Source organism: Marinococcus tarijensis, from assembly GCF_054971385.1.
The window spans coordinates 41,149-66,637 of sequence record NZ_JBQOJA010000015.1 but is presented as its reverse complement, the minus strand read 5'-3'; the positions used below and the strand labels follow the sequence as shown (position 1 = coordinate 66,637).

Here is a 25,489-nt window from a genome sequence, read left to right as displayed (position 1 = left end):
CGAATTTCTCGGAGCCCCCGTTTCTGTTATTCCGGATATTCCTGAACGTCTGCGGAATTATCAGCTGGCGTGTCCGGCTTGCGGACAATAGCCATAATGCCTGCCACCACGAGCAGAATAAAATGAACAATCGCAAATAGGTTAACTGCTATAAAGCCGGCAATTGCCGCAAGGAAAAACAAAATGCCGGAAGCAACGGAGCGTTTATTTCGCTTCAGCAGGAAAACGCCTACCGCTGCAAGAATTGTTGCAATCGCTGAAAAGATGATCAGACTGATACCGAAGGCGGTAAACTGTGCAGCCATATCCTGCGCATTCAGTGTTTCTCCCCCTTCTTCCTGAATCATCTGATTTGCTTCCTCTAACGCAGAAGCATCCACAAACAAAAGGACAATTCCTAAAATGATGCCAAGGCCGCTTAAAACAGCCGCAATAATTCCAAGTACTTTTTCTGCCGTACGTTTCACCATAGGCGCACACTCCTCTTCATTTACTTTCAGTTATTTTGTTCCCTGTCTATACCGGAATTCAAACAACCTTCGTTAACCGGTTACGCTGATTTCTCTTTTTTTGAACATCCACACCGCAAATCCCATAAAAATCAGCCAGTACACAATCAGGACGATAACGGAAAAACCAAGCGTCATGCTTTCCACCGGCGGTCCTCCGCTTGTAAAGTACTGATTCAGATTCGTATTTGCAAACAGCAGATACTTCGGCCAGTCGTAGGCAAGAGCCAGCGTGCTTGTTACACCAGCGCCCACTACGTATAACAGAACACTGATGGCAATCGCCATCGCTTCACTCCGGAAAATGGCTGAAATGGCAAATGCCAGTGTCGCAAGCATGACAAAATTCACCGATCCGGTCAGATAATCGATCGCAAGTGCAAGCACCTGCGGCCGTTGTTCGACCTCCCCGTCCGTGTAGACTAACTCGGTGGAAGGTTCACCAAATCCAAAGAAAAGAGCGCCCAGGATAAATGAGACCCCGAAAAGCAGAGCGAGCATTGCAACAGCATAAAGGATCACTGTAAGATATTTGGACGTCAGTATCTTGATCCTGGACGGCGGGCGGACCAGCAGCAGCTTAATAGTCCCGCTTTTAAACTCAGAAGAAATGATCGTAGCCGCTACGATAATAACAAAAATACTCAGCAGGTCGAGTAACCCTGCATTCGTGCTCATAAATGACCAGACGCTTTCCCCTGTAGCGCTCTGCGGCGGCAGGTCATTTTGAATGCGGTATTCGTTTTCCGCAATATTCTGTTCATAAAACTCTGCATTGGCACCCCCGCTATCCTCCAGCGCCTGCTGGTCTTCAGCGATCTGCTGCTCCAGCCCTGCTTTCCATTGTTCTTCAGACGGCAGTTCATCCGCTGAGGGCTGATTGGTGATGGAATAAATGAGAACACCCACTACTCCGACGAGCAGAATTGCCGTCATCACCCACGTGCTGATACGCCAAAACAGCTTCATCCATTCGTTTTGAATCAGGCGGATCATGAGGAGCCCTCCTTCGACGTTGCTTGAAGAAACCGGTCTTCAAGCGTTTGTTTATCTTCTTTTGCTTCATAAATATCAAATCCGGCTTCCATGACATAGCGCAGAAGGGCTGGGACGTTCTCTTTTTCTATGTATATCGTCAACCGCTGGTCTGCTTCTTCTATCTGCAGGTCGGGATAAGCTTCTTTCACCATCCGCATCACAGCCTCCAGCTTCTGCGGACCGACATCAATCTGGTACGGCACCGGGCGCCCTTCTCCTTCTGGGACGCGCTGATCTTCAATGCTGATCAGTTTACCGTCCTGGATAATCGCAAAACGGTCGCACATCAGCTCCATTTCTGAGAGCAAATGACTCGAAACAAGCACCGCCAGCCCTTCCTCCTCAGCCAACCGGCGCAGGTAAGCCCGTACCATTCGGATACCCTCCGGATCCAGGCCGTTAGTCGGTTCGTCTAAAATCAACAGCTTCGGCCGGTGCAGAAGCGCCTGGGCAATACCGAGCCGCTGCTTCATGCCTAAAGAAAAGGTGCGCACTTTTTTCTTTTTCACATGCTCCAGCTTCACAAGCTCGAGCAGCTCGTCAATGCGTTCGTGATCCACCTTCCCGTTCATCCGGGCAAAGTGGATCAGGTTCTTTTCTGCCGTTAAATGGTTGTACATTTCCGGATTTTCCACAATGGCTCCGACCTGTTTAACCGCCTTCGCATACGATTTCTGGATGCTGTATCCATCAATAAGAATATCTCCGGACGAAATAGGGGCGAGCCTGACCATCATACGGATCGTTGTCGTTTTTCCCGCACCGTTCGGTCCGAGAAAGCCAAAAACCTCTCCCGGTTCGACAGAGAAATTCAGATCCTGAATGATTTCTTTACCGCGAATACGCTTATGTACATCATTCACTTCTAAAATCGATGACATGGTTTTCTCTCCTTATTTGTTAGACATTCAACCCGTTCATTTTCCTATTTTTGGAATGAAAATGTCAATGTTTTCTTTCGTTTTTACGTAATACATGTGCGGGCGTTTCAAAAAGCCGGCGACCGCTGTATACGGTACCGGCTTTACGGGAAGCTTTCTTATTTACTGAATATCAGCTGTTTTTTCAACCTGCGGCTGATCAGTTTGAAATTTTGATACCACTTCCGTGCTTCCTGCTCCTCGAGGTTCCATTCAGCCCCCGCTGCAAGAAAGAGCTCAACTGCATCCTTCCAACTGCCCCACCCCGCATCATCGCTGTGAAAAAGCAGATAACCATCCGGCCGTACGAGCATAGATTCCCCCGGCCCGATTAATTGCCTGAATTCCCTGCTTAAATGCCTTTCACTCCAGCATAAAATATCATCAGGCTGCCCCATTGTCGGTGTTGGCGCCACTAATGCAGGCTGTACCATGCTGCCAAAATACGGCGCGGATTTGCGGATCCACCGCTTAATAAACGCATATTCCTTGTCGATCCGGCTGCCGCTCGTGCGCATCACAAATAAAAATTTTCCTTCCTGCAGATGCTCATATAACCTGGTTTTGCGATTCTCAAAATCCGTTAATGCTGCATCAGGCACCCGGTCTCCTGGATGCAGTATCCCTTCGCGTCTGAGCTCTTCCTTCAACGATGGTGCCGATGCCCGGTATCTCACAGACAAATGCGACAGTCTGCGTATAAAGGCCTCCGGAAGCTGTTCAATCATCTCGACCATTTTCAGCGTTCGGTTTCTTGCCTGCACAGCAATAGGCATTTGCACAGTCAGGCTCCGCACCGTCCAATCTGTCGACCGGTTGACCTTTCTTGCGACAGGAAGCCGCTCAGTCTCATATGAATTAAGCAGCGTTTCCGGGCAGGCCCTTGCGCATACCATGCCAAGCTTCCAGCTTAAATTAATGCTGTCCTGGATGCCGAGGTTCACACTCTGGCTTGTCATCGGGTGATGGGCATGTGCCGCTTCACCGACTAAAAATACATCCCCCGCCCGAAACTCTTTTGCCTGATGAAACACAGCCTGCTTCGACTGCACCGTCACCGCCGTTTGCATTAATAACGGACGGCCAGTGATTTTTTGGTAGAGCCCCCGCAGGGATGCTTCCGTATTTTTAAGGCGGATGTTCGGCCTATCGCGGTCGATCATCATAATTCTTGCCTGGTGACCGGGAAGGTCTGCGGCAAACATAATTCCTTTTTTATTAAACATCATGGACGGAGCATTGTTTGTCATCCGCTGCTCTGTATTAATATCTGCCATCATTAATTCAGAGCCGCCCTCTATTTTGCATTTAATGGAAGCAAGCTCCCGGACAACACTTTCAACCCCGTCGGCCCCGACGACATAATCGGCAATTATCCGCTCTTCCATGTTATTTTTTTCGATTATCGCTTCTGTTTTTAAACCATTCTGCTTCAGCTGCGTAATACTCGTGCCCCATTCTATAGATGTTTTCACCAACGAACGCTGCAGCACACGCTGTACATCACAGTTAGCGAGCGACAATACGAACGGATACGAGGATTCTTCCTTCAAAAAATCGAAGGAAGGAGTAAAAATCTTTTTTCCTTCGTAATTGAATTCCAGTGAATGATAGGGTATGCCTGTCTCCAGCAATGGCTTTGCCAGTTTAACGCTTTCGAGCACTTCAAGCGTCCGCGCATATAGAAGCAGTGCCTTTGGTTCATGGACAGGGGACTTTTTAGCTTCAAGCAGCCGGACGTTTACATCATAGCGTTCCAAAGCCCGTGCCAGCACAAGCCCTTCGACGCTTGTACCGGCGATAATAATATTCGTATGACTTGTAACCATTTCTCCAGCCCCCATCCTCTTAAAGCTCTTTGTGCACTGTAACTCGTCTTGGTTCATATCCGATTTTTTTATAGAAGGCTTCTGCTATATAATTCTGTGCCAAATAGTCCAGTTCAAGCCTATCTGCCCCGTAGTCCCGCGCAGCATATTCCGCCTCTTTCATTAAAAAAGCTCCTACGCCCTGACCCTGGTGTTGACCCTTCACAACAATCTGGTAAATGTAGCCGTAGTACGAAGGACGTTTAAAATCGCTGCCTTTTTCTTTGCGAAGCTCAAGCCAAACGTACCCCAGCGGCTCTTCGTCTTCGACAGCGATAAAAAACATGTGGCAGTCGTCAGCGAGCTTTTTTTCAAAATACGATTGAGCCGACGGCTGATCGTAAGGGAAGAAAAGTTCAGGATGAAGGTTTACGTGCCATTCGTGCAGTGACTGATTTAACTGGCTGAGCAGCACCGGATCTTCTGTTTTTTTAATGTACATAACCACGCCTCCTATTCAATATCCTGCGTATTCTTTTTCCTTTGCTACCTTCTTTCCGTACTTTTCCATATCCTTCTGCGGCCAGTAAAAAGTTTCCCCGGCATGAGCACTGCAGAATTTTTATACATTCTCCGAATGAAGCTTTATAAGCATGTTACCATTATTATACAAATTTCCGCGCGTGATTTCGTTGTTTATGATATTTTATGTTAAAGTATAGAAGGTTTATGCTTTTAACCTCGTCTAGTAATGGGAGGAAACAACATGTTTTCAATGGTCGCAATTGACTTGGACGGCACTCTTTTAAACAGTGAAAACCAATTGGATGATAAAACGGTACAAACACTTGAAACGGCCGTCGAAAACGGTATTGATATCGTTATTGCTACAGGCAGAGCCCACTTTGACGTGTGGAATATACTTAAAAATACTTCTCTTCATCCGTGGGTGATTTCTGCGAACGGTGCCGCTATTCACTCTCCGGACCGTGATTTGTATATCTCTGTGCCTCTCCCAAAAGAAACAGGCATGGAAGTACTTTCATGGCTTCATCAGCAGGAATTCTATTATGAAGCGTTTACAGAAAAAGCTATCTACACTCCCCACAACAGCCGGGAGCTGCTTCAAATCGAGCAGGACCGGATCAAAAGCTCCAATCCCCATGCGGATACAGCCTCCATGCAGAAAGCAGCGGAACGGCAGTACAGCCAAACTGGATTTTCTTTTATTGAAAGCTACCTCGATCTGCATGATATGAACGTTTCCCTGTTTAATATTTTGGCGGTCTCTTTCATCGAAGAAAAACGCCAGACAGGCATTGATCATTTTAAAAACCGGGAGGATTTAACCCTCGTTACTTCAGGTGATCATAATTTTGAGGTTGAACACACGGGAGCTTCGAAGGGGCTTGCGCTTGAAAGACTCGCTACAGAGCTTGCTGTACCGTTAAAAGATACTGCCGCCATCGGAGACAATTACAATGATATCAGTATGCTAAAAACAGCCGGCTATGCCGTCGCTATCGGAAACGCTGTGGATGAAGTCAAAACCATGAGCGATCATATTGTTGGCACAAACGACGAACACGGCGTCGCAGAAGCTATTACATACATGCTGAATTCTTAAACGATGCATTTTTTCATCTGTCTTTATCATACCACGTGCTGACGCATTTTCGTCCGCCTTTTCGAAATATAAACAGAGGTGCTGAAACTTCACTGCATATGCCGGTTTCCGAAGAAATTCTTTGGAACCCGGCTTTTTTCATAAAAAAATCCCGTGCCTGAGAAGGCACGGGTGCAAGTTGTGAGTGGATGATGCATAAAATTAAAATTGGTGATTGCGCAAACGGTGGTACTGCTTACGCTTCTTCTTGTGGTACTTTATAGCCGAGTCCTTCAGCAATACGGCGTCCGTAATCCGGATCCGCTTTGTAGAAGATTTCCAATTGACGTTTAATAATTTCATCCTTACGGACTGGTTTCATATGGCCCACAAACGCATCAACGAGGCGCTGCTTTTCGTCCTCGCTCATCAAGCGGTAAAGGTCGCCTGCCTGCGTGTAGTGATCGTCATCAGGGTAAGGTGTGCTTGCAACCTTGCCTTCTACATCAAACGGGCTGATTTCTGCTGCCGCGTCTTCAGTAGGACCACCGTAGCTGTTCGGTTCATAGTTTTTCGAACCGCCGCCGTTGTCGTCTGTACGCATAAAGCCGTCGCGCTGATAGTTGTTTGTGCCGCTTACTGGTTTGTTAACCGGAATCTGTTCATGGTTGGCGCCTACACGGTAACGGTGAGCGTCAGAGTAAGAGAACAGACGTCCCTGCAGCATTTTGTCCGGAGAAGCCTCGATGCCGGGTACAAAGTGTCCCGGTGAAAACGCAGCCTGCTCTACTTCTGCGAAGTAGTTTTCAGGGTTTTTGTTTAATGTCATACGGCCGACTTCAATACGTGGATAGTCTTCCTTCGACCAGATTTTAGTGACATCAAACGGATCCCATTTGTACGTAAGCGCTTCTTCGTAAGGCATGATCTGTACATACAGTGTCCAGGAAGGATAGTCTCCTTCTTCGATAGCATTAAACAGATCCTCCGTATGATAGTCCGGGTTTTCCCCAGCTATTTGATTTGCTGTTGGCTCGTCAAGGTTTTTAACGCCCTGATCACTAATAAAGTGGTATTTTACCCAGAATGCTTCTCCCTGGTCGTTAACCCACTTAAACGTGTGACTGCCGTAGCCATTCATGTGGCGCCACGTTGCCGGAATACCACGGTCACCGTGCAGATACGTGATCTGGTGCAGCGACTCTGGAGAAAGGGACCAGAAGTCAAATGCCATATCCGGATCTTTCAGGTGCGTCTGCGGGTCACGTTTTTGTGTGTGGATGAAATCCGGGAATTTAATAGCGTCACGAATAAAGAAGATCGGTGTATTGTTACCTACGAGATCGTAGTTGCCTTCTTCTGTATAGAATTTCACGGAGAAACCGCGCGGGTCACGTACTGTGTCCGCTGAACCGGATTCGCCCGCCACTGTGGAAAAACGGATGAACATTGGTGTTTCTTTGCCTTTTTCGCTTAAGAAATCAGCTTTGGTATATTTAGAAATTTCGTCGTTTGTCACTTCAAAAACACCATGAGCACCGCCGCCTTTTGCGTGTACGACACGCTCAGGAATGCGCTCGCGGTTAAAGTGAGCAAGTTTTTCTAAAAGGTGTACGTCCTGAATAAGAGTGGGGCCTCTGTTGCCTGCTGTCAACGAGTTCTGGTTATCTCCTACTGGAGCACCTGAACCGGTTGTTTGTACATTTTTACGATCAGCCATGCTTTCATCACCTCTTAATTATTTTCATATTCCATATGATAACATATCCCACATAAAAATCAATATTATTTTATAACAATTTTAATCTGGAAGTTCGCTTCTCTACTGTTTTACACTTTAAAACCAGCTTGAATCCTTTGAAAACCGGTATTCTTATCAACTCAATTGAATATCTGCCTGTTTAATTGAAAATCACAGCGGATCTCCGGCGCTCTGAGCGAAAGAGCAGGCTTATTCGTTTAGCCATCGTGCTCTTGCTCTTTTTATTGGCTTTATTTCAAAAAATCTCTGACTTCTTCCACGAATCGTTCATGCTCCTCAACGTTTATTCCGTGACCTGAATGTTCATATTCCACAAACCGGCATGAAGGAATCAGTTCAGCTATTTCCCTGCCATATTCCGGCGGATTCAGACCATCGTATTTCCCGCTGATCACGAGCGATTCTGCCTCTACAAAAGGAAGCTGGTCCCGGAAATCAAATCCCTTTAAAGCATCAGACGCTGCCTGCTCTTCCTCGGCATTCAGCTCGACAGCCCGGCCTTCGATCTGCTTTGACCAATCCTGGACCTTGCCGATATCATGATAGATATACATCGAGGCTTTATTTAATTTTTCGCGATGGGATAGGCCGCTCAACTCAGCTTCATGCTCAGCAAACAAGCGGGCCGTGGAAGACGTTTTCCCATGTGCTTTCGGTGCTGTCAGCACCAGTTTCGCTACTCTTTTTGGAGCTTCAACAGCTACACCCTGAGCGATATAACTCCCCATTGAAACACCGACCAGATGAGCTGATTCAATACTGAGCTCATCCATCATGTGCAGTACGTCCTGTATATGATCTTCCAATGTATATGCTTCAGGCTTGTCTGACCTTCCGTGTCCTCTCATATCCAGTGCTATAACGCGGAATTGGTCTTTCAACTGCTCCATTTCGCGTTCAAACATCGTGTGATCTCCAGTCAGCCCGTGCAGAAAAATAACAGGATATCCCTGGCCGGCTTCTTTATAATATAGAGTGACTTTGTCGGCACTGCTCATAGTCGACATTTCTTCCATCCCTTCTAAATATCACATTGAAAAAATTGTACCATAAGATATTTCCGGGGTGTTAGTTTGAACGCTGCTCTGGTCAATCCTCGTTTGTGAAATACCCCTCATTTAACGCCTCCTGCCACCAATGCTCGAAAATCTCTTCTGCAGCAGGACTGCTTTTTTTCCATGTCTGTGCCCGGTTCTCCACATCCTGCGGCCGGACGCCGTTCTTTCTCCAGGAAGCTCCACTGGTAAAAATATTCTGCCCCATAGCCTGCATCCGGTCAAGCGAGCGGGCAAAGTCTGCCTCGGTACTCTTTTCCTTTTCGAATTCATGCCATCTTTTCATATACCAACGCCCGAGCTCAGTCGGAAGCCTGCTTTTTATTTTTTCCGCTGCCTGCCATTCCCTTTCTTCCTGATCTTTTTTACCCTCTTCGTTATACGCAAACGTATCGCCAGCATATATTTCCACCAGGTCGTGTATCAACAGCATTTCCACTACTTTCGCAATGTCCATGTCCGGATCAACTTCCCGGTACAAAAGCAGGGCATACATGCATACATGCCAGCTGTGCTCCGCGTCGTTCTCCCGCCCGCCATCCTTCTTTAATGAAGCACGCTGAATGGATTTCATTTCGTCAAACAGTTCCAGTGTTTCTAAAATAGAAAATAGCCTCGCATTCACGGCCCAACCTCCTTATACAACCTGTTTTCTTTCTTCAAACTATTGTACACTAACATTAGATGGAAAAAAGATACATTAAGGAAAGCGGGGAATGACCATTATGAATCCCAGGCAGCTGTCAGCTTTGCTTACTGCACCTCGAAAAACGTACCGGCAATTAACCGGTCATCCAAAGCTTCACTTCACCGCCCTTTGGATCGTTATCATTGCCGGAATATCTCAGGCCTTTGCACAAAACGCCCGGGAAACGGCACCGCTTGAAACGGACTCCGCTCTTTTTACGTTTCTGGCAGCCGCCGGCATTATCGCCGCGTTCCTTGTATTTCAAATCATTACTTTTTACTTGAACGGACTGATCCTGAAGCTCGTTATTTTGATATTCCAGGGCAGGATGAACGCCCGGGAAGCCCGGACTATTTACGGACTGTCCCTTTTTCCACAGGCAATTATTTTCCCCATCATTTTTTTACTATACCTCGGCCAGCTTATGGCCAACGGCGACACGGCTACGCTGCTTACAGCTATCGCCGGGGTTCTCACAGCCCTTGCTTCCATTTGGACTATTGTTACTCAGGTGAATTTAATTTCCGCCGCTTCCGGCTTCTCCGGCGGTAAAGCTTTCGGGGCATTTGTAGTGTTTGCCCTGTTACTGACGCTCCTCATTTTTATTATAGTTCTGCTTTTAGCTTTGATGGCTATTTTCTTCTTCGGCGTCTTCTCCAGTTAATCAACTAAAACAGCTGCGTTTAAAAAAGACGCAGCTGTTCATAGTTTACCGTTTTATAAACCTTGCCACGGCCTCCCGTTACTTCTCCCGGGCCGTAAAACTCCGAAGCTGTAACTCCAAGAAGCCGGACAGGCTCCCCCCCGGAGGCCCCTTCCTCGAGTAAAAGACGAAGAGCCTCGAGCAGCTCCGCACGATCATTGCTCGGGTGCTCGAGGGTGGACCGGCGGGTTATCTGCTGAAAATCAGCAAATTTTATTTTCAGCACAATACATTTGGCTCTGATGCCGTCTTTTTTCAGCCTGGCCAGCACCTGATCAAGCAGCTCTTCAATAACTGGAAGCATATCCTGCACAAGCAGAAGATCCTGCGAAAGCGTCGTCTCTTTTCCGAGCGATTTCCGCTCCCTTTCCGGATTTACCGGACGTTCGTCGATCCCCCGGGCCTGACGGTAAAAAACATGGCCCTGCTTATGAAACAATTCCACGAGCCTTGCTTCACTCAGCTGCTGCAGGTCTTCCCCGGTTTCAATGCCGAGTGAATCAAATTTCCGTTTGGTCACCCTTCCCACTCCGCGAAAATCACCGATGGAAAGAGCCTTCACAAAAGCATCCGCCCGGTCCGGAGTAATAACTGTCAGGCCATCCGGCTTATCATAATCCGAAGCCGTCTTTGCAAGAAATTTATTATATGAAACACCGGCAGAGGCAGTGAGACCAGTCTTTTGATAAATTCTTTTCCGTATTTCTTTAGCTGCGAGCGTAGCGGACGGCAGATTCCAGTGGTTTTCTGTCACATCGAGATAAGCCTCATCCAGGGAAAGAGGCTCCACCAGATCAGTGCAGTCATGAAAGATCGCCATTATTTCACGCGAAACCTCCCGGTATTTTTCCATATTCCCTTTAATAAAAATAGCTTCCGGGCACCTTCGGTAGGCTTCGTAGGAAGACATAGCCGAATGAATACCGTACGGCCTCGCTTCGTAGGAGCATGTAGCCACTACACCTCTTGACCAGGGAGAACCTCCGACTACCAGAGGCTTGTTTCGCAAATGGGGCTGATCGCGCTGTTCAATAGATGCAAAAAAAGCATCCATATCAATATGAATAATCTTCCGGAGCTTTTGTTCATTCTGCTTCATTTCCTACGCCCCCTTATACGCGCAGTTTTCTGTTCCTTCTATTATAGCGGACAACACCTTTTTCCACAAACGTACGTTCTCATCAGGTGAACATCCTTTATCGTTTACGGCCGGGGTTTCTGAGCTCTTCATTGCGTTCGCGGGCACTTTAGTATACTATCATAATCGTACAAATACGAAGGCGCCGCGGTATACTCAATCCCGATTGGAGGAATGTATATGAATTATGAAGTTCAGATTTTTACCCAGCCAAACTGCTCCTCCTGTGCTAAAGTAAAAGGCTGGTTTCAGGAAAACCGTATTTCTTTTATTGAAAAAGATATCGTCAATGACCCACAGGCGAACCAGGAGTTCGGTGCATTAAACGAAAAATTTGTTCCTATTACTATTATTATCACGGACGACGAAAGATATCAGGTCGTCGGTCCAAATCTGAAAAAAATAAAAACACTTGCTGCTACAGTCGGAATATCCGGCCAAAGCAATTAATGCTAATGGCATTCAGCACTGGTTTCAAGCCAGTGCTTTTTTATATTTGTTGAACAAAACCATTCAGGCTCTGCTGGGCAAATAAAGACGCTTGCGGTTATGCCTCCAGGGGTAAATACCTATAACGGCAGGAATTTGCAGCGAAGGGAGGAGGATTCGTGCCTACAGTGCTTTTCATCATAACGATAATCATTGCCGGAACGGTTTTAGCTTCTATTGGGTTCTATTTCCTTCGTAAATTTTACGACAAATTATGAAAAGGACAGTTCACCGCGTGAACCGTCCTTCTTTTGGCATTTCAATATTTTTGTTTTTCGCAGCCAGCTTCTCCAGAAACAATGCTTCGTCTTTCGGTGCAATATGCTGATGACGATTTCCTTCCTGGTAGATCACCTTCAGTCTTTCCGGGGTCGCCCCCTTAATCCACCCGGGTGCCTCTTCCACCCGTTGAATGGAGTCATAAGGAATACGCAGCCGGATCAACAGAGAGGCGTGGACTGCCAGATGCTCTTCGTTTAATTCATATTTTGTGAAAAATACAATCTGAGTTACTAAAATGATAATGACCGCATCAATCACAGCCCTCAGAATAGTCCCCGGCCCTCCGTTATACATAAACAGCGCCTGAAAAACAGAATATCCCAGCAGCACAATGGCTATGACCGCAAATACGGACAGCAGTCTGCTTCCTTTCGCTCGAAACACCATTATCCGGTCTCCTCTAGTTTTTTTTATCAGAATCGTTTGGTTTCAGCCCGTACTTATAAACAATAGGCATAAGAACCATTAAAAGCATCGAATTCGTAAACAGCGGAAGAAAGATTTCGTGAGCTTCCATTACGACCCCGATAAATGAAACAATCAATACCGGCGCTGTTGCCACCAGTATGGTGATTAGTTCGCGTTTTGCACTCCATAGCTGCCTGCTGTCCGCTATCGATAAAATGAGCATCCAGTACACCATGAACGCAAGCGGCATCATGGCGTCGATAAGAGGCTGCTCCAGCACAAAAAAGAAGACCAGACGCACAGCCGATAGTATAGCTAAAATAACAATAATTAATTGACGAAATGACGACTCCACGATGTATTCGCTCCCTATTCCCTGCTTTTTGCCGTTCTCGGCTTTACTGTAAACAACGCAAAACCCAGCACCGCCCCTATTACGTATTTCATCATGCTGTTCTTCCTTCCATTAAGGACGGAATTCCAGATAGACACCGTTTGGATCCTGCACAGTCTCCGTCTCTTCCGCTCCCTGAATAACTACTTTTTCAAGTTCGAAGGCACGCTTTTCCTGCCAGGCAGGCACTAGCGCTTCTGCACCCAGAACGGTCAGCCAGTCGTACGAATCATAAGGCTCGGGACTGGTAATGAGGACAGACTGCACCTTCTCTTTTCCTCCAATAGGAAGCTCTTCCGCCCAATCAAGCTGAATCTTCGGGCCGGTGGACGGCTGAAGAAAGGTTCTCCGTTCCTTTTTGGTAATACCCCAGCCATGTTCCTTTGCGCGCCGGAGGATACTGGCATGTTCTTCCCCGTTTACACGATAGCCAAAGTAGCCGAACGTATTCATTCTTCCTGCGCCAAAGGTAACCCTCACCTGACCGAGACTCATTTCTATCATCCGGAACGTTAACCCTTTATGGCGGAAGTCATGCCACCCAAGCGGTGGATCATACCGTTTAATACGATAATTTTCCAGGGCAAAGCGCCCTACTACTTCAAATCCATGACTGCTGTAAAAAGCTTCTGTTTCTTCTACCTCTGTCGTCCAAAAATGGTAATGGAATAGTTCCACATTGTTCACCTCTACTGCCCTTCTGCAGGCTGGCTGCACTCGTGCCGAAAATAGCATTTGTGTTCTACTTCTATGGCTGATTTGCTTTTTTGGGCGTCCCCTGATGGAAAACAAGCTCCCAGCTGGAGGCCGTCCTCCGCCATATAGAGCTGCGCAGCGAAGTCCCCAGCTCGCTCTTTACGGTATAGGTTGCCAGGTATAAATGCTCCGAAAGCGGTTTTGTTTTATAGTCAGCCACCGTTCTATGGACGGGGCGCTCCTCCTCTAATCCACAAATCACATCTTCCCGGGTAAAAATCCGCCCGGATGCTCCGATTTCCTGGAAATCCTCTGCCAGCAGCCGGCTCACTTCCACAGCCGACCGCCGGATACTTGGCTTTAGTAGGTCTTCTTCGAGCTGGCGTATGTCTTCTATCAGTCTTCACCCTCCTTATGTATGCGACCTGCCCATACGTAAAAACCCGTATCTATATCAAATGATACGGGTTTTTCCACAGATTTTTCAACTTTTATTGCTGATTCATAACGATTATTTTTATCCTCGGCTTGCGTAAGCTGACAGTACAGACGGACCTTACGAATATTTGTTAACAATATCAATCACCAGGTGGGCTTCCTCAAGAGGGATTTGTCCAGGTGCAGAGCTTTTTTTCCCTGAAGCAAATACCATCACAGAACCAAATGAATGACCGACCAGACGGGAAGCCAGCCCCTCAGACCCCATAGACATAGCAGCTGTACAGATATTCAGTCTGTCACTCCATTCAACAAGCGTTTTTAAAAGAGCCAATACATCTGATTTACAATTTGGCATAACTGCTATTTTTACAATGTCTGCCTTGTGTCTTTCCGCCGCCTCACCCCAACGATTCATTTCCAGGGAGGCAGGCGTTTTTGCAAAATCGTGATGGGATATTAATAATTTCACTCCATGGTCCCGGGTTATTTGACGAACGGCAGCTATAAGTCCGCTGCTCATTCTTCCCTCTACATCCACTATATCTGCACTTCCTGAACGTGCTGCATCAGAAATAATTTCCACCGTTTCTTCATCGGTTAATCTCCGGTCAGCCCCGCCTTCCTGAGCAGAACGAATAGTAAATAAAAGCACGGATTCCGGAGCTTGCTGCTTCAGCATCTGAAGCACCCGGTTTACGGCTTTTTTATCTTTTAAATCTTTAAAGTGATCTGCCCGCCATTCAATAGCGTCTGCCTGTGCAACGTTTATCGCTTTCAGTTCTACCGCTAAGTCTTCTGCCGTAGTCTCCGTTAGAGGAACACAGATCATTGGCTTCGAATTACTGTACGATTTGTTTCCAATTTGAAGTGTTTGATATCTGTGACTTGTCATATGGTCCTCCGCTCAAATGATTAGTATTAATTTTCCTCTAGTACTGTTAAATGTACAGATGGACTCTCTGTATGTAACTAATATGCTATCATACTCTTGCATGCCATCAACCGGAAATTGGGGGAACAGCAGTTGCGTTTATACATATATTCTTTATTAATCCTCTCCTACGTACTTTCACAATTTTTACAATTACCATATTTTCCTTTATTTATCGGTGTTCTTGCAAATATTGTTATATTTATTTCCCTATTTTTTGCAAAAGGGCTGTTCTTTTATTCAGGTGTTGCCTTCTACACGATCGGAACATTTTTATTTTTCCAGACCAACACCTCCTGGCATGATTACTTTATGTCATTTCAGACAATGCTTGGTATTCTCTCGTTCTTTTTTATGCTTCCCTTTCTCAATTCCCTCATCCGGGTGGGCAAGTACGACTACGGACTTCGAAAATTTATGGAACAGGGGGCGGACACTGTCACCCAGTTGTACAGAAGAAGCTTTTTTGTGTGCCACGTGCTCGGCTTGTTTTTAAACATTGCTACGTTTGCCGTGCTTATGCGCACCCTGGACCGGACCTTCACTTCGATTCCACGAAAAATAAAGGCGAAGTTTTATACGCAGAATTTGCTCCGGGCTTATGCTTTGTGTCTCACCTGGAGTCCGCTTGAAATTATGGTCATTACAGCTTTAAATGTAACCGGCCAGAACTACATTTATATTTTTCCATTTATGATTGCGATCGTTATTATAGTCGTTTTATTTGATATTCTGACTGCCTCCTTCAAGTATCCGAAACTGCGTCTACAGCCTGCAGACACCCAAACTAACCATTCAGATGCTGCAAGCAGAAAGATCAAACAGTTAATAGCTCTCTTATTGCTGCTTGTAATCTGTGTAAGCTTTGTCAACCAGTGGTCGGGCTTCGATTACTTATTCACTCTCGTTTTGTTTATTGCCCCTGTATCCTTTTTATGGGCAGCATTTATTAAACGCCTGCGCAGATATGCATTATTTGCTTTTAATCAATGGAAAACAAGAACTAAAGGTATGGCTAACTTCTTTTTCATGTTTCTAAGCGCCGGTTTATTCGTCCAAATGCTTGCAGAAACTTCGTTATTTGACGTCCTCCAGCAGCTGTTCACTACCATGCATCAGCAGATTTTTATTTTTTACCTGCTGATTGGCGCTTACTTTCTTGTTTCCAGCTTTATCGGCTTTCACCCGCTGGTTTCTGTTATCCTGCTTGCAGAAATCATTGCACCTTCGCTTGCAGATCTTCAGTCAATACCACTGGCCCTTGTTTTAATTGTCTGCAGCCTGAGCCCTGTCATGTTCAGCCCGTTTAATATATCTGTTTCAATCGTAGGTTATCATCTGAGTATCAATCCGTACCGGCTCGGTCTGTGGAATCTGCCATTTGTCATTGGATATATGCTGTTTACGATGAGCTTCGCATATATTTTGCAGCTCGTTATGTAGCACCGGTTTTTTACTTTTGCCGAAAACTGTATTATAATCACGGTACATTTCGCTGACTACCTCATTTTATTAACGAAAGAGTGCAGACATATGACAATAAAAGAAAAATCTTTACGTGAAAAAAGCATAGTATTTATAGGCTTTATGGGAGTCGGCAAAACTACCATTGGCAGACTGGTCGCTCAGAACCTATACAGATCCTTCATTGATATCGATGAACAAATCGAAAAAGAATTTCAATTGCCTGTACCAGAGGTATTTAAACTGATCGGGGAGCCCGCGTTCAGGCAGAAAGAGAAAGAGCTTGTGAAAAAGTACGCCAACCAAAGCCTTAAGGTTATTTCTCTCGGTGGGGGAGCTTTCATGCAGGAGGAGATCCGGAACGTATGCTTAGACAACTGCACCGTTTTTTACCTGGACATGCCATGGGACGCCTGGAAGGAACGAATTCATCTGCTTATGGCAGACCGCCCTGTTCTTCAGGGGCGTTCGCTCGAAGATATTGAAGAGTTGTTTTACAACAGGCAGACGGCTTACGCCAGCCACCATTCCAAAGTTACCATCGATAAAGATTCTCCAGAAGAAATAGCGGATTATATTACTAATTCACTAAAAACAGCCTGGAAATTATACGAATAAAAAGCAAAGCTCCAACCAGGCTCAAACTGCCGGGCGGAGCTTTTTTGATTACTATTCATCTGCATCAATCGTATTGTCACGCTGCAGCTTCCATTCTTTAAAATCATCGAGGTCCTTTTGGACCTGCTTGAACACAAACGAAATAACCGCGGCGTCATCAATCAGGCCACCCGGAAGAAAGTCCGGAATCAAATCGATGGGAGAAACGAAATAGATCAGTCCTGCAATGATGGCTACAATCGATTTGTAGGGCGCATGCTGGTACTCTTTTTTCCACCAGGCACGAAGCATTTCAAGCATCAGCTGCAGCTCCTGCCACACGTTTTTCAGCGGGCTCTGGTTTTCATCCGCTTTTTCTCTTGCCTGCCGCAGCAGTTTTTCCGTTTCTTTTGGATCCTTCGCATATTTTTTCGCCCGCGGATTCAGGCGCTTTAATCGGTCCTTCAACGTTGATTCATCAATGTTTTTCTTCTTTAAAAAGCTCCGCCGCTTTTTATCTTTTGCCATGTGCCCAGCTCCTTTATTAATTAATACAGCTATGTACCGCTTCTCCGGAGAAAAACAGATGCCCCCGGAAAAGCTTTCACGCAGGACAGGATCTGTTATTCCAGACGATCCCTGTCCCGCTGCTTGATTTCTTTTCGGTATTCTTCCATTTCTTCCTTCGACGGAAGTGTTCTTGCTTTCATGTTATATTCCATCCGAAGCTTCGGTGCGTTTTCGCCTTTTCCAAACGTGCGCTCTTCTGTACGCTGAACCTGCGACTTGTCCTGATTCTGCAGGTCCCGTACCAGCTGGCCGATGTCTTTAGACAGGTCACGGAAAATCACGTGCGTTCACCTCACTTTTCGGCTTTGTTTTTATTCTGTGCTGTCGCCTGCTGTTCTTCGCTTTCAGTCTGTTGCTTATCTTCCAGCTGTTCCACCCGTTCAAGCAGACGCTGGTTTTCTTCTTCCAGTCGTTTTGCATTGGAAGAATAATGCGGATCGGTTTCCCACCAGTCGATGCCCATTTCTTTTGCTTTATCTACCGAAGCGACGACCAGACGGATTTTAATGGTCAGCAGTTCTACATCAGCGATATTTACTTTAATGTCCCCGGCAATGACGACACCTTTATCCAGCACTGTTTCCAGGATGTCAACAAGACCGCCTGACGGTCTCTCCATGTGATCGGGTGCTGAGCGTTGTACAGGTTTTTCAGCCATAAAATATTCCCTTCTTTCAAGCCTATTTTGAAGCTTAGAGTAGGTTTCCTAAAGGTCCAAGATCAATATTCAAATCTTCTGTCGTAAGGCCAAAGATTTCCTTCATTTCTTCCATCTTATCTTCCAGCTGCATGAGCGCTACACCAAGCTGCTCGACTTGTTCCTCTGTCAGATCTCCGCCTTCAACTCTGCGCATCGCCTGGCGTTCCACCAGCTCACGCAGCAGCTCCACCACCGTCATCACCAGCTGTGTGAGCCCTTCTTCTGCTTTATCGGGATCCAGTGATATGCGCCCGGTTGGCTGCTGGGCTTCTGTTACTTGCGGATTATTATTTTCCATCTGTTTTCGGCCTCCTTTATTCGACTTGGGAAGGTTCTGAAGAATTAGAAACAAATTCTTTCTGCGTCTTCAATTCCGACTGTCGCAGGGTTTCGACAGAAGCGATCAGCACGCGTAAATCCAAATAAACAAGATCAATCCCTGCAATGGATATCGTTAAATCGCCCTGGAGTACGACCCCTTTATCAAGAACGGAGTCCAAGACGTCGAGCAGGGAAACTTCCCGGTTTTTAAGAGTGTCCTGGGGCATTTTGCTCCCTCCTGTCTGTCAGGCCTGAAAAATGAAATGCCGGCCACGGGCCTGTACACTCTAAATCCATTCCGGTTTCTTCTGCTTCTTCTTTTGCCTGGCGCTGTTCAATTAATTGAATAAACGCCTCCCGGTCTTTCGAGTGAATCAGGTATACGGCGTTCCAAGCCATTTCTTTTTCCCGGTCTGTGACACGCTTTTCCCAATTCTTTTTTATCTCTGTACCTTCGCTCCAGGCAGTTAACTCATCATGAAACGATTGGCAGTGCTTCTCAATCTGCTCGTCTGCCTGCGCTTCAATAAACTGGTCCATTTTCTTTTTCTCAAAAAAGCGCCGGCCAGCCGGCATCGCTTCAAGCTCTGCTTCCTTCGCCTGAATTTCTTCGCTGTTCTGCACGACGGCTTCAGTGAACAATTGCTGATCAGCGTAAGTTTTGACGTTCCATTCTTCCTTGCCTTTCAAATAAGAAAGCTGAGCCGTTACGCTCTCCTGGTACTTTTCAATCATTTCCGCAAGATTTGCTTCCTGTTCGAAAATCGTGCCGAATTTTAACGGGATCGTGGTATAGCGATCATGCAGCTGGTTCATCGTTTCATGATGGTGAAAGGCTTTAGCCTGCAGCCATTCCATTTTTTCTACATTCTTCTGCAGCTGTTCCTGGGAAAATTCTTCTTCCGGGACATGAGTAACTACTGCAGTGATACTGCCATGTTCAATAAAGCTGATATTATTGTCCGGCTCCATACCTTCCATCGGCTCCATAGGAGCTTCCTCATATTCGCTGGTGGGAATCAAGGCATACAAATACAAAAGAGCCGGTGCGCCCGAGTTTGTCTGCACTGCCGGTTCACTCCTTTAATCCTTTTCCTCTAACTCTTCCCGTAATTCTGCCTGTTCAATCTGCTTCGCTCTGCGATACCGCTGCAGCAGCTCTTCCTCCTGCTCTGTGAAGGCATCCTCAGAAATTTCTTCCATTTCGTACATGATCTGCAGATTGGCCAGTTTCTTTTGAATCTGGCGGACGTCAAAATATTCCTTATCCGCCTCTTCCTTTACTTTTTTACCAGCCCAGACGACCGTATCGAGCGGCCAGGTAAATAATTTATGAATCATACGCTGTTCCCTGCCTTTATTTTTAGGTCAATAAAGTTGTATGCCGGCCACGGGCCCGTATACTTGAAATCAGCGTATTCATTCCATTCATTAAAAATCTCGTTTACTTTTGCATCAAAAGCTTCTTCGTTTTCCTTATCTATTAAAAAAGCGGCATTCAACAGCATCCGCTCATTGATTACTTCGTTACTTTTAGCTGCATTGGCAATCTCTGCGAGCGGCTGAAAAACCTCTTCCTCAAAGCGCTCGTGCAGCCTGATCATGAATTTTTGCGCTGATTCTCCGAGCTGCATACGCTCATAATAGCTGGCGTTTTTGCCTTTCGTATCCGTTTTTTTGCGCAGGTCTTCCATTCCCGGCTCCTGACGGATTTGTTCATTCAGCCATTCTTTCTTTCCGATGATTTTAAGCCCAACCTCCATTTTGCCGCGGATTTTCGGAAAAATTTCTTCAAATTGACCCTGCAGCTTTTCCATTAAAGCAAAGACTTCCTTTTGGTCCTCAAGAACGTTTCCAAAACTCATCGGAATGACATCGTATTCTTCCATTACTCTGGCCACTGTATCTTGATGAGCCCGCAGGTTTTTCCTTGTTGGATCATAAATCTGCATCGGAGCCTCCGCTACCACCATCGCCTCCTGCCCGCGCTGGAGGGTATAAATGTTTCGCTCTCTGCCCTCGAGTTCCACGCTGCCGAAGGTTGGCTTTTCAGTAGTTTCAATAACTCCAAACATATAAATTCCCACGGTTACTTGCCTCCTAGACCTTTTTCAACGCTTCCTTCATTCTTTTCTGTGCTTCGCTGACATCTTCACCCTGAATATTTTCCAGGAAATAATGTCCCATCACATCAAAAAACAGCTGTTGAAAATCGTCGTTTTTAACATCTATTGTAACATCATGCTCCGAGCTTAACATCGCGGTCATAACAGCGAGACGGAAGCTTGGTACATGCGTATCGTTTTCCCTGCTCGTGGATTTCGCCCAATCCAGTGCTTTAATAATGGTTTCAGCTTCTTTTTCACTGATGGAAGCTCTTTCTGTCAGGATAGAAACCTGGGCTTCCTTATTCGGATCCTCCACCGGAATTGTAATCATTCTATCAAGGAGAGCATCCTGGGATTTATGCACACCGGCATATTCTTCCGGATTGCTTGTAAAAATTGCTTTAAAATTCGGGTGGACGGTAATGAAGCTTTCGTTTCGCTGCGTGCCGTAAAGCGGCAGTATGCCTTCTTCAAGAACGGAAAGAAACAAATTATTTGTAGATGGCAGCGAACGGGTAAATTCATTATAAATAAGCGTATGGCCATTTTTTACAGCTTCGAGCAGACGGCCGGTACTCCATCGTTCTGTAATATGATCTTCGCGTTTATACACCTTCCGGACGTAATTATCGATTAATTTGTCACTGGTATAACCGATTCTTCCGCCGAGAAGATCCGTATTCGAGAGGCTTTCATTCCCGTTTAACAGTGTGACAGGCTGGTTAAACCGGCGTGCAAGCTGAAACGAAAGGGTGGTTTTACCTACTCCGGCTGCACCTGTAAAGTGTACAGGATATCCAGAGGTTAAATACTTTTCAGAACGCTCTAAAATCGACTGCATTTCTTCAGTTTCTACGATTTGATCAATCGTACGGATCTTTTGCTGCTTTGACTGTTGTTGTTCTTCAGAGGTCGTTTGCTTCGAATTCGCTGTGGCAGGAGCATTGATCTTTTTTGACTGCCCTCTGCTCTGAGCGCTCCCTTTTTGCTGATTTGTTCTGGAGCTCCCCGATGTGCTGGATGACTTTTTCTGAGTCTGCTGCTTTCTTTCGTTAGTAGTAGCCATATTTTTTACCTCTCTTTTTTCTCAAAAGGAGTACTTCTCGGACGAGTGTTCATCCTTTGATAGGAAGTTATTTTTTGATCCTTGTTCATCGTGGCTTCATAAATCCCAATCAACTGGTCTCTTCCGTATTTTTGCGTATACTCTTTTTCTTCTACTAATTCTACTTCAATGTTCCAGCCGTCTCCCGCATCCATAATAGCCGTAATACGGACAGGTGAGTTCATCGTTTCTTCGAAAAACGAACGGATGGTTTCAAACATATCACTTTTAATAGGGGCAAATGATGCCTCGTCTGAGTCTTCCTGTTGAGCTGTTTCTTCATCAGCTTCTTTTTTTGTCTGTTTGGTTTTGGCTGTATTTTTTTTGCTGGCGGTCGTGGTATTATTCACTTCGTCACTTTCTCCTTTATCGTCCGTTTTATCGTTCTGTACGGATGATTTCTCTGAAGCTTCACTCGAAGAACCTGATTTCGCCGGGCCTTTAATCTGCTCTTTCGGCTGCTCTTCTCCTTCTTCTTCAGAAGAGAAAGGTTTATACGAGCCGCTTTTGCTGGTTTTCAGTTCCTGGCCCTGGTTCTCTTCGGTAGTTTCTTTTGATTTTGTCGTTGATTGTTTGGCCGCCATCGATACCTATCTCCTTTCTGCCGTTTCAACGTGGACACTTCTCGGTCTTAGATTCACACGCTCAAACGATCCTACCTGCTGATTGTTGTTCAGCTTCACTTCATAGACGCCCAGAAGCTGGTCATGTCCGTACTTCTGCATATACTCATCTTCTTCGATAACTTCCACTTCTGCAAACCAGCCGTACTCTTCTTCGGAAACCGAAGTAATTCGAAACGGAGGTTTTACGTTTTCTTCAAAAAAATCGTTCAGTGATTTCATTACTTCCTTCATAGTGGTCCCCACTTTCTTCTTCCAATAGAAATATATCCCGCCATGCAGTCATACGCATGACGGGATTAGAGAAATTTAAGCAAAGTTTAACTGCCCGGCACGCTCATTAGAGTCTGCATCTTCATCGATTTCGCCCTGGACATCGTCGCGGAGCAGTCCGACTGCTTCAGCGTAACGGAGCCAAGTGTCAACACTTGCAATAACGATACGTGCTTCAATTGTAATCAGTTCAATTCCTACCACGGAAATACGGGCGTAAAGATCGATAACGATACCTTTGTCCAGTATACGGTCAATAACCTCTGCCAAGCTGGAAGAATCTGTACTTTTTTCAATTGTTGCCATAATCTTTCACTCCTTAATCATAATGCTTAATATTTTCTGTTCCTTTAATGGCACTGATGCCTTTGATGTCATCGTAGCTTTTCAGCTTCGATTCCTTGTAGCTCTTGATGTCAGATAAGCCTTTCAACTCGCTTATCCCTTTAATATCATCAACGCCCTTGACCTCGTCATAGCTTCTTAACCTGGACTCGCTGTAAGTCTTGATGTTCGACGGTCCCTTGATGTCTTCCATTCCCTTTAGATCGCTCAACCCTTTTTCAGGCAGCGAACGAAGGATTTTACCGCCCCCTTTCCCGGACTTATTGGAGCCGCCCTGAACGTTGTCCTGCAGCTGTCCTGTAGCTTCGCCCAGTTTTTCCTGGGCTTCCTGGCCTTTTTCTTTAGCCTGCTCTACAGCTTGCTGCAATTTTTCCTGGGCTTCTTCCCCCTTTCCTTCCAGTGCCTTCTTTGTTTCCTCTACTTTTTCCTGCGCATGTTCCTTTGCCAGACGGGCGCTCTCCAGGGTATTGAAAAACTTCTTGCCCATGTAAGCTGCAGCTACGGCGTTGGCAGCCTGAGGGTTATTTTTCACCCCTTTTGTAGCTTTTTTTACCAGCTCTTCTTTAGCATTTCCCTGAATCATGTTTTTCGTTGTTTCCACAGGGTTCAAGTCAGAAATTTCTTCTGCGGTGTCTTTAATAGGCTCAATGAACGTGTCTTCTGTTTGTTCATCGAGGGCTTCCCTTGCTTTTTTGAAAGAAGCCCATTTAGCGGCTTTTTGACCACTGTTTTTCACCTTATCCAAAAATGACTCTTCATCCTGGGAGCTTTCTTCTTCATCAGTTGATTGCTTTCTGGGTGATTTATCACCGGATGATTCTGCTTTGGAATAAGAAGAAAAATGCGTTTTCTTCCAGGCTTCGTCCGGAACGGAGAACGTCTTTCTTACCTTTGGCTTTGAGCCATCGACATATTTTCCGCCTTCAGTTAATAAAATCTTTTTTGCCATAATTTGGTCTCCTCAAACCGAAGCATTATTTATTTCCATCTACCCGTTTATAGGAGGTCACCTCTAAATGATCATCTACCTGCACCTGATACGTTTCTTTTTTCGACTTTCTGCCTTCTTTATTCAACGCTTCGATCTCTACCAGCCAGTGACCATCCTGTTTTTCCGTAGAAGTAATCCGCTGTGGGTCGGCTACATAGTTTTTAAAGAAATCATTCACGGTATCCATTACGTCAGTCAGACTGTGGTTCATTTCACTTCCACTTTGACTGCTGGACTGGTAAGTATTTACTTCAGCTTCGTTCATTTCTTCCGGGCGGCGCTCAAGTTCCTGCGTCAGCGTTGACTCTTCCGCGTTTTCTGCACCCGGCTCTGCTGAAGCCGCGCTCTGTTCAAGGCCTGTCGCATCCGTCAGCCGGTGCGCGGCTTTTTTAGAAACCTTTTTTGCCTTTTTCGGAGCGCTGCCCGCTTCCTGCCTTGGCTGCTCTGCTTCTTGTTCATTGGCATTGCTTTGGGCGTTTTTTTGATCCTGTATTTTCATGCCTGTTTTTTCTACTTTTTCGCCGACAGTATTTTTAACTCCATTTATCTTGCCTTTCGTTTCTTTTACCTTTTTATTTCCTTTATAAATAACTTTACTTGCGTCAGCCGCCTGCTTGGCTCCTTTAGCTTTCCCTGAAACGGCTTCTTTCGCCTGTTCGCCCGCATTTTTTGCGGTATCTTCAGCACTTTTCTTCTTATTTTCCACGGTGCCCTGAAGTTGTCTGCCCGATTCTTTTACGTTATCCTTCGCCTGCTTTGCTTTATTCGCGGGTTTTTTTGCTGTCTGCTTGAGCCGGGGAGCCTTTTTTTCTTCTTCCTGATTCTCAGCCGGCTCCTCAGTATTTTCGTCCCCGGAAGATTCTTCTGAGGATTGAAGTTTATTTTTCGTCCCTTTAGTGATTAGAGGAAGCGCTCCGCCAATAAGGCTGCCAGCGGCCATCAATCCGTACGTAACTTTATCTTTAGCGTCGGTCACTGTATCTCACCTTTCTTAACGTGAAAATTTAATTTATACGCAAAAACCCTCATCCAACCAAAGGCTTCATGCTTTTCCAATGAATAGCTGGAAATAAACAGTCATGAATTCGCTGTGCTGGAGAGGGTCTTTAATGTAATCATTTGAGCAACTTCTTCTTAAATTAAGGAGAGAATTGCTCCAATCACAACAATAGCTCCAATAACCATTAAAATTGTACGAATCATGACAAACACTCGCTTTCTCATCTGAATTGAATAACTTCTTTAGTTGGAATTACCTTTTACTTCACGCGTCTAAACTTTTTAATGAATTTATCTTTAAAAAAAGTTCTAAATACCTATATTTCTGATTCATATTTTTAATGAGCATCTACATTTTTCTTTATTCTCCGGGGCTCAGGAAAGCTACTGTTAGATTTACTCACAAGAATAGTGTGTTTTTCGCACTTATATTTATGGAATTTTCGTCATTGTACGTATAAAAAAGTTCAAAAGTACGAAAAAAGGAAAAAGTACGTTAAGTTTTCTTTCACTTATGCTGAATTC

The 25,489-nt window shown here is 45.6% G+C and carries 33 protein-coding genes; 5 read left to right on the top strand and 28 right to left on the bottom strand.

Annotated elements, in window-relative coordinates; translation table 11 throughout:
• Nucleotides 1–26: 26 nt before the first annotated feature.
• The 5 genes from ACTTK7_RS10160 to ACTTK7_RS10140 form a co-directional block, all read right to left on the bottom strand.
• Entirely contained in the window at nucleotides 27–470 is a 444-nt protein-coding gene (locus ACTTK7_RS10160) for a DUF4064 domain-containing protein (RefSeq protein ID WP_462867894.1), read from the bottom strand.
• 72 nt (nucleotides 471–542) lie between these two features.
• Nucleotides 543–1,505, bottom strand: coding sequence for an ABC transporter permease (locus ACTTK7_RS10155; RefSeq protein WP_462867892.1), 963 nt, complete (start codon nucleotides 1,503–1,505; stop codon nucleotides 543–545).
• Entirely contained in the window at nucleotides 1,502–2,428 is a 927-nt protein-coding gene (locus ACTTK7_RS10150) for an ABC transporter ATP-binding protein (RefSeq protein WP_462867890.1), read from the bottom strand. The genes ACTTK7_RS10155 and ACTTK7_RS10150 overlap by 4 nt, the downstream gene beginning before the upstream one ends.
• Nucleotides 2,429–2,586: 158 nt before the next feature.
• Nucleotides 2,587–4,296, bottom strand: a complete 1,710-nt coding sequence (locus ACTTK7_RS10145) for an FAD-dependent monooxygenase (RefSeq protein ID WP_462867888.1) — start codon at nucleotides 4,294–4,296, stop codon at nucleotides 2,587–2,589.
• A gap of 19 nt (nucleotides 4,297–4,315) precedes the next feature.
• A complete protein-coding gene (locus ACTTK7_RS10140; RefSeq protein WP_462867886.1) occupies nucleotides 4,316–4,777 on the bottom strand; it encodes a GNAT family N-acetyltransferase in 462 nt (153 codons plus the stop codon).
• A 264-nt stretch (nucleotides 4,778–5,041) separates the two neighbouring features.
• On the opposite strand from ACTTK7_RS10140, the gene ACTTK7_RS10135 reads away from it, so the two are divergent.
• Complete coding sequence (locus tag ACTTK7_RS10135; protein WP_462867885.1) at nucleotides 5,042–5,902, top strand: Cof-type HAD-IIB family hydrolase; 861 nt, start codon at nucleotides 5,042–5,044, stop codon at nucleotides 5,900–5,902.
• 235 nt (nucleotides 5,903–6,137) lie between these two features.
• Here the strand turns inward: ACTTK7_RS10135 and ACTTK7_RS10130 are convergent, their stop codons facing one another.
• The 3 genes from ACTTK7_RS10130 to ACTTK7_RS10120 form a co-directional block, all read right to left on the bottom strand.
• Complete coding sequence (locus ACTTK7_RS10130) at nucleotides 6,138–7,601, bottom strand: catalase (protein WP_462867883.1); 1,464 nt, start codon at nucleotides 7,599–7,601, stop codon at nucleotides 6,138–6,140.
• Between the two features lie 272 nt (nucleotides 7,602–7,873).
• A complete protein-coding gene (locus ACTTK7_RS10125; RefSeq protein ID WP_462867881.1) occupies nucleotides 7,874–8,650 on the bottom strand; it encodes an alpha/beta fold hydrolase in 777 nt (258 codons plus the stop codon).
• Nucleotides 8,651–8,732: 82 nt separating this feature from the next.
• Nucleotides 8,733–9,323 carry an HD domain-containing protein gene (locus ACTTK7_RS10120; RefSeq protein ID WP_462867879.1) on the bottom strand — a complete coding sequence of 197 codons (591 nt, stop codon included), beginning with the start codon at nucleotides 9,321–9,323 and terminating at the stop codon, nucleotides 8,733–8,735.
• 91 nt (nucleotides 9,324–9,414) lie between these two features.
• On the opposite strand from ACTTK7_RS10120, the gene ACTTK7_RS10115 reads away from it, so the two are divergent.
• Entirely contained in the window at nucleotides 9,415–10,050 is a 636-nt protein-coding gene (locus tag ACTTK7_RS10115) for a YIP1 family protein (RefSeq protein WP_462867878.1), read from the top strand.
• Between the two features lie 19 nt (nucleotides 10,051–10,069).
• On the opposite strand, the gene dinB is transcribed toward ACTTK7_RS10115, so the two are convergent.
• Nucleotides 10,070–11,188, bottom strand: a complete 1,119-nt coding sequence (dinB, locus tag ACTTK7_RS10110; protein WP_462867876.1) for a DNA polymerase IV — start codon at nucleotides 11,186–11,188, stop codon at nucleotides 10,070–10,072.
• 219 nt (nucleotides 11,189–11,407) lie between these two features.
• Here dinB and ACTTK7_RS10105 point away from each other — a divergent pair, with 219 nt between their 5' ends.
• Nucleotides 11,408–11,677, top strand: a complete 270-nt coding sequence (locus ACTTK7_RS10105; RefSeq protein ID WP_462867875.1) for a glutaredoxin family protein — start codon at nucleotides 11,408–11,410, stop codon at nucleotides 11,675–11,677.
• 267 nt (nucleotides 11,678–11,944) lie between these two features.
• On the opposite strand, the gene ACTTK7_RS10100 is transcribed toward ACTTK7_RS10105, so the two are convergent.
• From ACTTK7_RS10100 to aroD, 5 genes are all read right to left on the bottom strand, one after another.
• Nucleotides 11,945–12,385, bottom strand: coding sequence for a PH domain-containing protein (locus tag ACTTK7_RS10100; protein ID WP_462867873.1), 441 nt, complete (start codon nucleotides 12,383–12,385; stop codon nucleotides 11,945–11,947).
• A gap of 13 nt (nucleotides 12,386–12,398) precedes the next feature.
• On the bottom strand, nucleotides 12,399–12,761 hold the full coding sequence (locus ACTTK7_RS10095) for a hypothetical protein (RefSeq protein ID WP_462867872.1): 363 nt from the start codon (nucleotides 12,759–12,761) through the stop codon (nucleotides 12,399–12,401).
• A gap of 111 nt (nucleotides 12,762–12,872) precedes the next feature.
• On the bottom strand, nucleotides 12,873–13,487 hold the full coding sequence (locus tag ACTTK7_RS10090; protein WP_462867870.1) for a hypothetical protein: 615 nt from the start codon (nucleotides 13,485–13,487) through the stop codon (nucleotides 12,873–12,875).
• A 61-nt stretch (nucleotides 13,488–13,548) separates the two neighbouring features.
• Nucleotides 13,549–13,884, bottom strand: a complete 336-nt coding sequence (locus ACTTK7_RS10085; protein ID WP_462867925.1) for a nuclear transport factor 2 family protein — start codon at nucleotides 13,882–13,884, stop codon at nucleotides 13,549–13,551.
• A gap of 168 nt (nucleotides 13,885–14,052) precedes the next feature.
• Entirely contained in the window at nucleotides 14,053–14,829 is a 777-nt protein-coding gene (gene aroD, locus ACTTK7_RS10080; protein ID WP_462867868.1) for a type I 3-dehydroquinate dehydratase, read from the bottom strand.
• Nucleotides 14,830–15,180: 351 nt separating this feature from the next.
• On the opposite strand from aroD, the gene ACTTK7_RS10075 reads away from it, so the two are divergent.
• The gene (locus ACTTK7_RS10075) at nucleotides 15,181–16,311 is read left to right on the top strand and encodes a hypothetical protein (protein WP_462867866.1); all 1,131 of its coding nucleotides are present in this window, start codon (nucleotides 15,181–15,183) and stop codon (nucleotides 16,309–16,311) included.
• 90 nt (nucleotides 16,312–16,401) lie between these two features.
• Nucleotides 16,402–16,950, top strand: a complete 549-nt coding sequence (locus ACTTK7_RS10070) for a shikimate kinase (protein WP_462867865.1) — start codon at nucleotides 16,402–16,404, stop codon at nucleotides 16,948–16,950.
• Nucleotides 16,951–17,001: 51 nt separating this feature from the next.
• On the opposite strand, the gene ACTTK7_RS10065 is transcribed toward ACTTK7_RS10070, so the two are convergent.
• From ACTTK7_RS10065 to ACTTK7_RS10000, 14 genes are all read right to left on the bottom strand, one after another.
• The gene (locus ACTTK7_RS10065) at nucleotides 17,002–17,457 is read right to left on the bottom strand and encodes a YkvA family protein (RefSeq protein ID WP_462867864.1); all 456 of its coding nucleotides are present in this window, start codon (nucleotides 17,455–17,457) and stop codon (nucleotides 17,002–17,004) included.
• 95 nt (nucleotides 17,458–17,552) lie between these two features.
• The gene (locus ACTTK7_RS10060) at nucleotides 17,553–17,780 is read right to left on the bottom strand and encodes a hypothetical protein (protein WP_091613997.1); all 228 of its coding nucleotides are present in this window, start codon (nucleotides 17,778–17,780) and stop codon (nucleotides 17,553–17,555) included.
• Nucleotides 17,781–17,791: 11 nt separating this feature from the next.
• The gene (locus tag ACTTK7_RS10055; RefSeq protein ID WP_462867923.1) at nucleotides 17,792–18,118 is read right to left on the bottom strand and encodes a gas vesicle protein; all 327 of its coding nucleotides are present in this window, start codon (nucleotides 18,116–18,118) and stop codon (nucleotides 17,792–17,794) included.
• A gap of 73 nt (nucleotides 18,119–18,191) precedes the next feature.
• A complete protein-coding gene (locus tag ACTTK7_RS10050; protein ID WP_079475237.1) occupies nucleotides 18,192–18,497 on the bottom strand; it encodes a gas vesicle protein K in 306 nt (101 codons plus the stop codon).
• 16 nt (nucleotides 18,498–18,513) lie between these two features.
• A complete protein-coding gene (locus ACTTK7_RS10045; RefSeq protein WP_079475236.1) occupies nucleotides 18,514–18,747 on the bottom strand; it encodes a gas vesicle protein in 234 nt (77 codons plus the stop codon).
• Nucleotides 18,728–19,588, bottom strand: a complete 861-nt coding sequence (locus tag ACTTK7_RS10040; RefSeq protein ID WP_462867862.1) for a GvpL/GvpF family gas vesicle protein — start codon at nucleotides 19,586–19,588, stop codon at nucleotides 18,728–18,730. The genes ACTTK7_RS10045 and ACTTK7_RS10040 overlap by 20 nt, the downstream gene beginning before the upstream one ends.
• A 15-nt stretch (nucleotides 19,589–19,603) precedes the next feature.
• Nucleotides 19,604–19,861, bottom strand: a complete 258-nt coding sequence (locus ACTTK7_RS10035; protein ID WP_462867860.1) for a gas vesicle protein GvpG — start codon at nucleotides 19,859–19,861, stop codon at nucleotides 19,604–19,606.
• Entirely contained in the window at nucleotides 19,858–20,607 is a 750-nt protein-coding gene (locus tag ACTTK7_RS10030) for a GvpL/GvpF family gas vesicle protein (RefSeq protein ID WP_462867859.1), read from the bottom strand. The genes ACTTK7_RS10035 and ACTTK7_RS10030 overlap by 4 nt, the downstream gene beginning before the upstream one ends.
• A gap of 13 nt (nucleotides 20,608–20,620) precedes the next feature.
• Nucleotides 20,621–21,694 (bottom strand): gas vesicle protein GvpN, encoded by a 1,074-nt coding sequence (gvpN, locus tag ACTTK7_RS10025; RefSeq protein WP_462867858.1) that lies wholly within the window; start codon nucleotides 21,692–21,694, stop codon nucleotides 20,621–20,623.
• 5 nt (nucleotides 21,695–21,699) lie between these two features.
• A complete protein-coding gene (gene gvpO, locus ACTTK7_RS10020) occupies nucleotides 21,700–22,317 on the bottom strand; it encodes a gas vesicle protein GvpO (protein ID WP_462867857.1) in 618 nt (205 codons plus the stop codon).
• Between the two features lie 6 nt (nucleotides 22,318–22,323).
• Nucleotides 22,324–22,590, bottom strand: coding sequence for a gas vesicle protein GvpO (gene gvpO / locus ACTTK7_RS10015; protein ID WP_462867855.1), 267 nt, complete (start codon nucleotides 22,588–22,590; stop codon nucleotides 22,324–22,326).
• A gap of 75 nt (nucleotides 22,591–22,665) precedes the next feature.
• Nucleotides 22,666–22,935 carry a gas vesicle structural protein GvpA gene (gvpA, locus tag ACTTK7_RS10010; protein ID WP_022794406.1) on the bottom strand — a complete coding sequence of 90 codons (270 nt, stop codon included), beginning with the start codon at nucleotides 22,933–22,935 and terminating at the stop codon, nucleotides 22,666–22,668.
• Nucleotides 22,936–22,948: 13 nt separating this feature from the next.
• Nucleotides 22,949–23,923, bottom strand: coding sequence for a hypothetical protein (locus ACTTK7_RS10005; protein ID WP_462867854.1), 975 nt, complete (start codon nucleotides 23,921–23,923; stop codon nucleotides 22,949–22,951).
• A gap of 25 nt (nucleotides 23,924–23,948) precedes the next feature.
• On the bottom strand, nucleotides 23,949–24,941 hold the full coding sequence (locus ACTTK7_RS10000) for a hypothetical protein (RefSeq protein ID WP_462867852.1): 993 nt from the start codon (nucleotides 24,939–24,941) through the stop codon (nucleotides 23,949–23,951).
• Nucleotides 24,942–25,489 lie beyond the last annotated feature (548 nt).

Excerpts from the sequence above, each read along its gene's own strand:
- ACTTK7_RS10070 (WP_462867865.1), top strand. The coding sequence starts at position 16,402 with ATGACAATAAAAGAAAAATCTTTACGTGAAAAAAGCATAGTATTTATA.
- ACTTK7_RS10055 (WP_462867923.1), bottom strand. The coding sequence starts at position 18,118 with ATGGAGAGACCGTCAGGCGGTCTTGTTGACATCCTGGAAACAGTGCTG.
- ACTTK7_RS10105 (WP_462867875.1), top strand. The coding sequence starts at position 11,408 with ATGAATTATGAAGTTCAGATTTTTACCCAGCCAAACTGCTCCTCCTGT.
- ACTTK7_RS10160 (WP_462867894.1), bottom strand. The coding sequence starts at position 470 with ATGGTGAAACGTACGGCAGAAAAAGTACTTGGAATTATTGCGGCTGTT.
- ACTTK7_RS10050 (WP_079475237.1), bottom strand. The coding sequence starts at position 18,497 with ATGGAAAATAATAATCCGCAAGTAACAGAAGCCCAGCAGCCAACCGGG.
- ACTTK7_RS10145 (WP_462867888.1), bottom strand. The coding sequence starts at position 4,296 with ATGGTTACAAGTCATACGAATATTATTATCGCCGGTACAAGCGTCGAA.
- ACTTK7_RS10135 (WP_462867885.1), top strand. The coding sequence starts at position 5,042 with ATGTTTTCAATGGTCGCAATTGACTTGGACGGCACTCTTTTAAACAGT.
- gvpN (WP_462867858.1), bottom strand. The coding sequence starts at position 21,694 with ATGGCTACTACTAACGAAAGAAAGCAGCAGACTCAGAAAAAGTCATCC.
- ACTTK7_RS10140 (WP_462867886.1), bottom strand. The coding sequence starts at position 4,777 with ATGTACATTAAAAAAACAGAAGATCCGGTGCTGCTCAGCCAGTTAAAT.
- aroD (WP_462867868.1), bottom strand. The coding sequence starts at position 14,829 with ATGACAAGTCACAGATATCAAACACTTCAAATTGGAAACAAATCGTAC.
- ACTTK7_RS10115 (WP_462867878.1), top strand. The coding sequence starts at position 9,415 with ATGACCATTATGAATCCCAGGCAGCTGTCAGCTTTGCTTACTGCACCT.
- ACTTK7_RS10005 (WP_462867854.1), bottom strand. The coding sequence starts at position 23,923 with ATGGCAAAAAAGATTTTATTAACTGAAGGCGGAAAATATGTCGATGGC.
- ACTTK7_RS10125 (WP_462867881.1), bottom strand. The coding sequence starts at position 8,650 with ATGTCGACTATGAGCAGTGCCGACAAAGTCACTCTATATTATAAAGAA.
- ACTTK7_RS10035 (WP_462867860.1), bottom strand. The coding sequence starts at position 19,861 with ATGATTCATAAATTATTTACCTGGCCGCTCGATACGGTCGTCTGGGCT.
- ACTTK7_RS10150 (WP_462867890.1), bottom strand. The coding sequence starts at position 2,428 with ATGTCATCGATTTTAGAAGTGAATGATGTACATAAGCGTATTCGCGGT.
- gvpO (WP_462867857.1), bottom strand. The coding sequence starts at position 22,317 with ATGGCGGCCAAACAATCAACGACAAAATCAAAAGAAACTACCGAAGAG.
- ACTTK7_RS10075 (WP_462867866.1), top strand. The coding sequence starts at position 15,181 with ATGTCATTTCAGACAATGCTTGGTATTCTCTCGTTCTTTTTTATGCTT.
- ACTTK7_RS10130 (WP_462867883.1), bottom strand. The coding sequence starts at position 7,601 with ATGGCTGATCGTAAAAATGTACAAACAACCGGTTCAGGTGCTCCAGTA.
- ACTTK7_RS10065 (WP_462867864.1), bottom strand. The coding sequence starts at position 17,457 with ATGGCAAAAGATAAAAAGCGGCGGAGCTTTTTAAAGAAGAAAAACATT.
- ACTTK7_RS10045 (WP_079475236.1), bottom strand. The coding sequence starts at position 18,747 with ATGCCCCAGGACACTCTTAAAAACCGGGAAGTTTCCCTGCTCGACGTC.
- ACTTK7_RS10100 (WP_462867873.1), bottom strand. The coding sequence starts at position 12,385 with ATGGTGTTTCGAGCGAAAGGAAGCAGACTGCTGTCCGTATTTGCGGTC.
- dinB (WP_462867876.1), bottom strand. The coding sequence starts at position 11,188 with ATGAAGCAGAATGAACAAAAGCTCCGGAAGATTATTCATATTGATATG.
- gvpA (WP_022794406.1), bottom strand. The coding sequence starts at position 22,935 with ATGGCAACAATTGAAAAAAGTACAGATTCTTCCAGCTTGGCAGAGGTT.
- ACTTK7_RS10155 (WP_462867892.1), bottom strand. The coding sequence starts at position 1,505 with ATGATCCGCCTGATTCAAAACGAATGGATGAAGCTGTTTTGGCGTATC.
- gvpO (WP_462867855.1), bottom strand. The coding sequence starts at position 22,590 with ATGAAGGAAGTAATGAAATCACTGAACGATTTTTTTGAAGAAAACGTA.